The 9,302-nt window shown below is 76.2% G+C and carries 1 protein-coding gene (cut by a window edge); it reads left to right on the top strand.

The window, feature by feature from the left end; genetic code table 11:
* Positions 1 to 63 precede the first annotated feature (63 nt).
* Positions 64 to 9,302: the 5' portion of a type I polyketide synthase gene (locus tag F6X68_RS00860; protein WP_225851879.1), read on the top strand. 19,150 nt of this gene lie beyond the right edge of the window; 9,239 of the gene's 28,389 nt are visible here — the first part of the coding sequence; its start codon is at positions 64 to 66; the stop codon falls past the right edge of the window.

The following is a 9,302-nucleotide window of genomic DNA, read 5'->3' as shown; positions in this document are numbered from 1 at the left end:
GAGCCGCCCGCCGCCGACGCCGCGGCCCCCGCCGACGCCGGCCCGGCCCCCGCCCTGCCGGCGGTGCCCGTGCTGCTGTCCGCCCGGTCGGAGGCCGCGCTGAGGGCGCAGGCGGGCCGCTGGGCCCGGTGGCTGGACGACGACGAGACCCTCCGGCCGGTGGACGTCGGCTGGTCGTCGGTGGTGTCGCGCTCCGCGCTGGAGCACCGCGCGGTCCTCACCGCCACCGACCGCGAGGACCTGCTGGCCGGGCTGCGCGCCCTCGCCGCCGGCCAGCCGTCCGGCGCGGTGGTCGCCGCTCAGGCCGCCGACCGGGGCCCGCTCGCGGTGCTCTTCTCCGGCCAGGGCGCGCAGCGCGCCGGCATGGGCCGGGAGTTGTACGCCGAGTTCCCGGTCTTCGCGACCGCCCTCGACGAGGTGTGCGTGCAGCTCGACCCGCTGCTGCCGCGCCCGCTGAAGGACGTGCTGTTCGCACCGGAGGGTTCCGCCGAGGCGGAGCTGCTGGACCAGACCGCGTTCACCCAGGCCGGGCTGTTCGCCGTCGAGGTGGCGCTGTTCCGGCTCGTCGGCTCGTACGGCGTGGTGCCGGACTTCGTGGGCGGCCACTCGATCGGCGAGGTCGCCGCCGCGCACGTGGCCGGGGTGCTGTCCCTGGCCGACGCGGCGGCGCTGGTGGCGGCGCGGGGCCGGCTGATGCAGGCGCTGCCCACGGGCGGCGGGATGCTCGCCGTCGCGGCGGCCGAGGCCGACGTGCTCGCCACGCTCGACGGCCTGGCCGACGTGGGAGTCGCGGCCGTGAACGGGCCGACCTCGGTGGTCGTCTCCGGCGCCGTCGAGGCCCTCGACGAGGTGGAGCGGCTCTGGAAGGACCGAGGCGCACGCACCCGCCGGCTCACGGTCAGCCATGCGTTCCACAGTCCGCTGATGGAGCCGATGCTCGACGGGTTCCGGGCCGTCCTCGACGGGCTGACCTTCGCCGCGCCGACGTTGCCGATCGTGTCGAACGTGACCGGGGCGCTCGCCGACGCCGACGAGATCCGCACCGCCGACTACTGGGTGCGCCACGTCCGGCAGGCCGTCCGCTACGCCGACGGGGTCGCCGCGCTGCGCGCCGCCGGCGTGGACGCGTTCCTGGAGATCGGCCCGCGCAGCGTACTGACCGCGATGACCCGGGACGTGCTGAGCGGGCAGGAGCCGGCGGACGCCGACGACGACACCCCGGTCATCGCCGTGCCCGTCCTGCGCGCCGACCGCCCCGAGGCGCGGGCCCTGCTCGCCGCCCTCTCCGAGCTGCACGTCAACGGGGCGCCCGTCGACTGGCCGGCCCTCTACGCCGGCACCGGCGCGACCCCGGTCGCCCTGCCCACGTACGCGTTCCAGCGGCAGCGTTACTGGCCCGAGCAGATGCCGGTCTCGGTCACCGGCCCGGTCAGCCCGGACGTGGTGGACGTCGAGTTCTGGTCGGCGGTGGAACGTTCCGACGTGGCGGCCCTCGCCGCGCAGTTCGGCGACGACGGGGCGGACGTCCTGGCCCCGGCCCTGCCGGTCCTGTCGTCCTGGCGCAAGGCGCGGCTGCGGGACGCGGTCGTCGACGGCTGGTCGTACCGGGTGGTGTGGAAGCGGACCGCCGCCCCCGCGCCGGTCAGCCCGTCCGGCCGCTGGCTGCTCGTCGAACCGGCCGGCGACGCCCCCACGACGGAATGGGCCGAGGCGCTCGCGGGGGCACTGGTCGCCGCCGGCGGCGAGGTGTCCCGGCTGGCGGTGGACCCGACGGCGGAGCGCGACCAGGTGACGGCGCGGGTGGCCGAGGCCGTGGGGGACAGCCCGTTCACCGGGATCGTCTCCCTGCTGGGCCTGCTGGACCGGCCGCACCCCGGCCAGCCGGCGGTGCCGCTCGGCACGGCCGCCACGATGACGCTGGTGCAGGCCCTGCACGCCGCCGACGTCGCCGCGCCACTGTGGACGGTCACCCGGGGCGCGGTCGGCACCGGCGACGCCGACCCGGTCCGCAGCGTCGCCCAGGGCGGCCTGTGGGGCCTGGCCCGGGTCGCCGGGCTGGAACACCCGCAGCTCTGGGGCGGCCTCGTCGACCTGCCGGACGGCCCCGACCGGAGCGACTGGGACCACCTGGTGGGCGTCCTGACCGGCGGCGGCCCCGAGGACCAGGTCGCCGTACGGCCCTCGGCCGTCTTCGTACGCCGACTGGTGCGCGCCACGCCGGCCGCCGTAGGCACCGTCGAGCGCTGGCAGCCGTCCGGCACCGTCCTGATCACCGGCGGCACCGGGGCGCTCGGCGCCCACGTGGCCCGCTGGGCGGCGGCCAACGGCGCGGCGCACGTCGTGCTGACCAGCCGCCGGGGCGAGCACGCTCCCGGGGCGGCCGAGCTGCGCGACGAGCTGACCGGGCTCGGCGCCCGGGTGACCCTGGTCGCCGCCGACATGGCCGACCGCGCCCGCGTCGAGGCGCTGCTGCGCGACGTCGACGCCGATCCGGCGCCGCTGACCGCGGTGGTGCACGCCGCCGGGGTGGGCCAGCTGAACATGCTTGCCGACACCGACCTCGCCGGGCTGGCCGGGGTACTCGACGGCAAGATCGCCGGTGCCGTGCACCTGGACGAGCTGCTGGGCGACCGGCCGCTCGACGCGTTCGTGCTCTTCTCCTCCATCGCCGGCATCTGGGGCAGCGGCGGACAGGCCGCGTACGCCGCCGGCAACGCCTTCCTCGACGCGCTCGCCGAGCGGCGCCGCGCCCGTGGCCTGGCCGCCACCGCCGTGGCCTGGGGACCCTGGGCCGAGGGCGGCATGGCCAGCGGCGAGGGCCAGGAACTGCTGGCCCGGCGCGGCCTCAGCCCCATGTCGCCGGCCCAGGCCGTGTACGCGCTGCGCAGCGCCGTCGGCCGGGCCGTGCCGTCGGTGACCGTGGCGGACGTCGACTGGTCCCTGTTCACCCCGGCGTTCGCCGCCGCCCGCGCCCGCCCCCTGCTCGACGACATCGCCGAGGCGCGCGACGCCCTGCGCGTGGTCGACGCCGAACCGGAGGACACCGCCGGCGGCGGGCTGCGGCAGCACCTGTTGACGCTGCCCCGCGCCGAGCAGGACCGCCACCTGACCGACCTCGTACGCACGCACACCGCCGCCGTGCTCGGCCACTCCGGCACCGAGCTGGTCAAGGCGAACCGGGCGTTCAAGGAGCTGGGCTTCGACTCGCTGACCGCTGTCGAGCTGCGCAACCGGCTCGGCGCCGCCACCGGACTCACCCTGCCCACCACCCTGGTCTTCGACTACCCGAACCCGGCCGCCCTCGCCGACCACCTGTCGGCGACGCTGCGCCTGCACGAGGTCGACACCGTCACCACCTGGGGCCCCGCCGGGCCGGTGGACGACGACCCGATCGTCATCGTCGGCATGAGCTGCCGGTACCCGGGCGGCGTGGCCAACCCGGACGACCTGTGGGACCTGGTCGCCACCGGGCGCGACGGGATCAGCGGCTTCCCCGACGACCGGAACTGGGACATGGGCCGGCTGCTGGCCGTCGACGCCGACGGGCGACCCGTGTCGCACACCCGCGAGGGCGGCTTCGTCGACGGCGCCACCACGTTCGACCCCGGCTTCTTCGGCATCTCGCCGCGCGAGGCGGTCGCCATGGACCCGCAGCAGCGCCTGCTGCTGGAGGCGTCCTGGGAGGCCGTCGAGCAGGCCGGCATCGACCCGGACGAGCTGCGCGGCAGCCGTACCGGCGTCTTCGTCGGCGCCTCCCCGTCGGGCTACGGCACCACCGACACCCCGGCGGAGCTGGCCGGATACCAGCTCACGGGCGGCGCGCACAGCGTCATCTCCGGCCGGGTGTCGTACACCTTCGGGCTGGAGGGCCCGGCGGTGACGGTCGACACCGCCTGCTCGTCGTCGCTGGTGGCGGTGCACCTGGCCGCCCAGGCGCTGCGCGGCGGCGAGTGCGACATGGCGCTGGCCGGCGGCGTCACCGTCATGGTGACCCCGGGCGCCTTCGTCGAGTTCTCCCGCCAGGGCGGCCTCGCCCCGGACGGGCGCTGCAAGTCCTTCGCCGCCGACGCCGACGGCACCGGCTGGTCGGAGGGCGTCGGCGTACTGCTGGTCCAGCGGCTCTCCGACGCCCGGCGGCAGGGCCGCCAGGTGCTCGCCGTGATCGCCGGCAGCGCCGTCAACCAGGACGGCGCGTCCAACGGCCTCACCGCCCCCAACGGGCCCGCCCAGCAGCGGGTGATCCGGCAGGCCCTCGCGAACGCCCGGCTGACCACGGCCGACGTGGACGCCGTCGAGGCGCACGGCACGGGTACGACCCTGGGCGACCCCATCGAGGCGCAGGCGCTGCTGGCCACCTACGGCCAGGGCCGCCCCGCCGACCGGCCGCTGCTGCTCGGCTCGATCAAGTCGAACATCGGCCACAGCCAGGCCGCCGCCGGTGTCGCCGGCATGATCAAGATGGTGCAGGCGATGCGGTACGGCCTGCTCCCGCAGACCCTGCACCTCGACGAGCCGACCCCCCACGTGGACTGGACCGCGGGAGCGGTGTCCCTGCTGGCCGAGGCGCGTCCCTGGCCAGCGGTGGACCGGCCGCGCCGGGCCGCCGTGTCGTCGTTCGGCATCAGCGGTACGAACGTGCACCTGATCCTGGAGCAGCCGTCCGCGCCGACCGGCGGGGACGAGCCGGAGGTCGAGGGCGAGCCCTCGCGGACGCCGTCGGTGCTGCCGGTGCTGCTCTCGGCCCGGGACGCGGCCGGACTGTCGGCGCAGGCCGACCGCTGGGCGCAGTGGCTCAGCGGCACCCGGACCTCGCGCCCGCTCGACGTGGCCTGGTCGTCGGTGGCGTCGCGGTCCGTGCTGGAGCACCGGGCGGTCGTGTCCGGTGCGACCCGCGACGAGCTGCTGGCGGGCCTCGAAGCCGTGGCGGCGGGCGAGCCCTCGGCCGGCGTGCTCACCGGCCCGGGCACTCAGCGCGGCCAGCTCGCGCTGTTGTTCTCGGGTCAGGGTGCGCAGCGTGCCGGGATGGGCCGGGAGTTGTCGGCGGAGTTCCCGGTGTTCGCGACCGCGCTGGCCGAGGTGTGTGCGCATCTCGATCCGTTGTTGCCGCGTCCGTTGCGGGAGGTGTTGTTCGCTGAGGCGGGCAGCCCCGAGGCGGGGTTGCTGGATCGGACGGTGTTCACGCAGGCTGGGTTGTTCGCGGTCGAGGTGGCGCTGTTCCGGTTGGTGGAGTCGTTCGGGGTCGTGCCGGACATGCTGGCCGGTCACTCGATCGGTGAGGTGACGGCGGCGTACGTGGCCGGGGTGTTGTCCCTGGCCGACGCGTGCCAGCTCGTGGCCGCGCGGGGCCGGCTGATGCAGGCGCTGCCCACGGGTGGCGGGATGCTGGCGGTGGCCGCTGACGAGGCTGCGGTGGCGGAGTCTCTCGCTGGGCTGACCGACCGCGTCGGCATCGCCGCGGTCAACGGCCCCGCCGCGGTGGTGGTGTCGGGTGCGGTTGACGCGCTGGACGAGGTCGAGCGGCTCTGGCGCGACCGGGGCATCCGCACTCGCCGGCTGACGGTCAGCCACGCGTTCCACAGCCCGTTGATGGAGCCGATGCTGGCCGAGTTCCGGGCGGTACTGGACGGGTTGACGTTCTCCGTGCCGTTGCTGCCGGTCGTGTCGAACGTGACCGGTGCGCTGGCCGGCGACGAGATCCGTACGGCCGACTACTGGGTGCGGCACGTGCGTGAGGCCGTCCGCTACGCCGACGGGGTCACCGCCCTGCGCGAGGCGGGTGTGGACACGTTCCTGGAGGTCGGCCCGCAGAGCGTGCTGACCGCGATGGCCGCCGACGTGCTGCCCGACGACGACGGTGTGCTGGCCGTGGCCGTGCAGCGGCGGGACCGGGCGGAGGCGCAGGCGCTGCTGCACGCCCTGGCGGAGCTGCACGTGCACGGCGTGCCGGTGACCTGGACGCAGTGGTTCGCCGACACTGGCGCGCGCCGCGTCGACCTGCCCACGTACGCCTTCCACCGCGAGCGGTACTGGCTGCCGCCGGCCGGCCAGTCGGCCGACGTCTCGGGAGCCGGCCTCGGCGTGGCGCGGCACCCGCTGCTCGGCGCGGCGGTGTCGGTCGCCGGCGAGGACATGGTCGTGCTGACCGGCCGGCTGTCGGTGTCGACCCACCCGTGGCTCGCCGACCACGTCATCTCCGGCGCCGTGATCGTGCCCGGCACCGCCCTGGTGGACCTCGTCGTCCGGGCGGGCGACGAGGTCGGTGCCTCCCGTGTCCGCGAACTGACCGTGCTCGCCCCGCTCGTGCTGCCCGCCACCGGCGGCGGGGTACGGGTACAGGTCCGGGTCGGTCCCGTCGACGGGACCGGCAGCCGCTCGGTGACCGTGCACTCCCAGCCCGAGGACGACCCCGAGTCGGGCTGGACCCGGCACGCCGACGGCCTCGTCAACGCCCCCACGGCCGACGAGCCCACGGTGGGCGCGTGGCCGCCGCCCGGCGCGTCCGAGGTGGACGTCACCGGCTGGTACCCGGCGGTGGCCGAGCACGGGCTCTCCTACGGGCCGGTCTTCCGTGGCCTGCGGCGGGCGTGGACCGCCGAGGGCGAGGTGTTCGCCGAGGTCGCACTCCCCGACGAGGTGCTCGGGGACCCGGCGGGATTCGGGGTGCACCCGGCACTGCTGGACGCCGCCCTGCACCCCGTCGGGCTGCTGCCCGCCGACGGGGCCGGTGGCGCCCGGGTGCCGTTCGCGTTCGAAGGCGTGCAGGTCCACGCGGTCGGGGCCCGGACGCTCCGGGTCCGCCTCACCGCCACCGGCAGCTCCGTGCGGCTGGTCGCCGTCGACGAGACCGGTGTGCCGGTGGTGTCGGTGGACTCGCTGACGCTGCGCGAGCTGACCGGCATGGCGGCGCCGTCCGACGAGGCGCACCGATCCCTGTTCGAGGTGTCCTGGCAGCCCGAGCAGATCACCGCGCCCGACGGCGCGTACGGCTGGGTCGTGCTCGGTGACCGGCCGCTCGACGGCGCGCCGCAGCTTCCGGCGTACGCCGAGGTCGCGGCGGTGGCCACGGCGGTGACGGACGGAACGGCCCCCGCTCCCGCGGCGCTGCTGCTGCCCGTCTCTCCGGCGGCGCCCGGGGCGGACCTGCCCGACGCGGCGCGGTCGGTCACGGCGGACGTCCTCGGCGCGGTGCAGGCCTGGCTGGCCGCCGATTCCCTGGCGGACTCGCGGCTGGTCGTGGTGACCCGTGGCGCGGTGGCCACCGGCACGACCGACCGCGTCACCGACCTGGCGGGCGCCGCGGTCTGGGGCCTGCTGCGCTCGGCCCAGTCGGAACACCCCGGCCGGATCGTGCTGGCCGACCTCGAACCGGGCGTCGACCTGGACGCCGACCTGCTGGCCCTGCTCGCCGCAGCCGCCGACGACCCCGCCCTCGGCGGGCAGCTCGCGGTGCGGGCGGGCACGGCGTACCTGCCGCGGCTGGTCCGCGCCACCGGCGACGCGCGCACCCCGGCGACCCTGGGCCGGGGGACCGTCCTCGTCACCGGCGGCACCGGCTCGCTCGGCGCCCTGGTGTCCGAACACCTCGTCACGGCGTACGGCGTGCGCTCGCTGGTGCTGGCGTCCCGGCAGGGCCCGGCGGCCCCCGGCGCCGACGACCTGGTGCAGCGGCTGGCCGAGCTGGGCGCGACCGCCCGGGTGGTCGCCACGGACGTGACCGACCGCGAGCGCGTCGGCGAGCTGGTCCGGGCGATCACCGCCGAGGACCGCCTGGCCGGGGTGGTGCACACCGCCGGCGTCCTCGACGACGGCGTGATCAGCGGGATCACCGCCGAGCGGCTGGCGGACGTGCTGGCCCCGAAGGTCACGGCCGGCTGGTGGCTGCACGAGGCGACCGCCGAGCTGGACCTCGACCTGTTCGTGCTCTTCTCCTCCGTCGCCGGGGTGCTCGGCTCTCCCGGCCAGGCCGCCTACGCGGCCGGCAACGCCTTCCTGGACGCCCTCGCCGTGCTGCGGGCGCAGCGCGGGCTGCCCGCGGTCAGCCTCGCGTGGGGCATGTGGGACACGGACGGCATGGCCGCGTCGATCAACGACACCGACCGGGCGCGGGTGACCCGGGCCGGTCTGGTTCCGATGACCGCCCCGGTCGGGCTCGGGCTGTGGGACGCCGCCCTGGCCCACGGCGGCGCGGCGCTGGTACCGGCGGTGGTCGACCTGCCCGCCATGCGGGCGCAGACCGCCGCCGGCCGGGTGCCGGTGATGCTGCGGGCCCTGGTGGGACCGGGCACGAAGCGTCGCCGCTCCGGCTCCGGCGCCTGGGTCGACCGGCTGGCCGGGCTCGACCCACAGGAGGCGCGCACGCAGGTGGCCCTGCTGGTCCGGGGGATGATCGCGCAGGTCCTCGGTCACGGCGGCGCCGAGGCGGTGCCGGCGGACCGGGCGTTCCGGGAACTGGGCTTCGACTCGCTGACCGCCGTCGAGCTGCGCAACCGGATCAACGGCGCGACCGGGCTGCGGCTCACGTCGACGCTCGTCTTCGACTACCCGACCCCCGGCGCCCTGTCGGAGCACCTGTACGAGCAGCTGTCCGGCCAGGTCGCCGACCAGCAGCAGGCCGTGCGGGCGACCACCGTCGACGAGCCGATCGCGATCGTGGGCATGGCCTGCCGCTACCCGGGTGGCGTGACGAACCCGCAGCAGCTGTGGGACCTGGTCGCCGCCGGGGCCGACGGCATCGGCGAGTTCCCCACCGACCGGGGCTGGGAACTCGACCGGCTCTTCCACCCCGACCCGGACAACCCCGGCACGTCGTACACCCGGCACGGTGGCTTCCTGTACGGGGCCGCCGAGTTCGACCCGGACTTCTTCGGCATCTCGCCGCGCGAGGCGATCGCGATGGACCCGCAGCAGCGGCTGCTGCTGGAGACCTCGTGGGAGACGTTCGAGTCGGCCGGTCTCGACCCGCAGCGGTTGCGCGGCAGCCGGACCGGCGTGTTCGCCGGCCTGATGTACCACGACTACGCCTCCGGCGTGCAGGACCTGCCCGAGGGCGTGGGCGGTTACCTCGGCACCGGCACCTCCGGCAGCGTGCTGTCCGGTCGGGTGGCGTACACGTTCGGCCTGGAGGGGCCGGCGGTCACCGTCGACACGGCGTGCTCGTCGTCGCTGGTGGCGCTGCACCTCGCGGTGCAGGCGTTGCGCAGCGGCGAGTGTGATCTGGCGCTGGCCGGTGGCGTGACGGTGATGGCCACCCCCGGCACGTTCATCGAGTTCTCCCGGCAGCGGGGTCTGTCGGCCGACGGCCG

The organism is Micromonospora sp. AMSO12t, assembly GCF_008806585.1.
In the GTDB taxonomy this organism is placed as follows: Bacteria; Actinomycetota; Actinomycetes; order Mycobacteriales; family Micromonosporaceae; genus Micromonospora; species Micromonospora reichwaldensis.
This window is presented reverse-complemented; position numbering and strand designations above follow the sequence as displayed.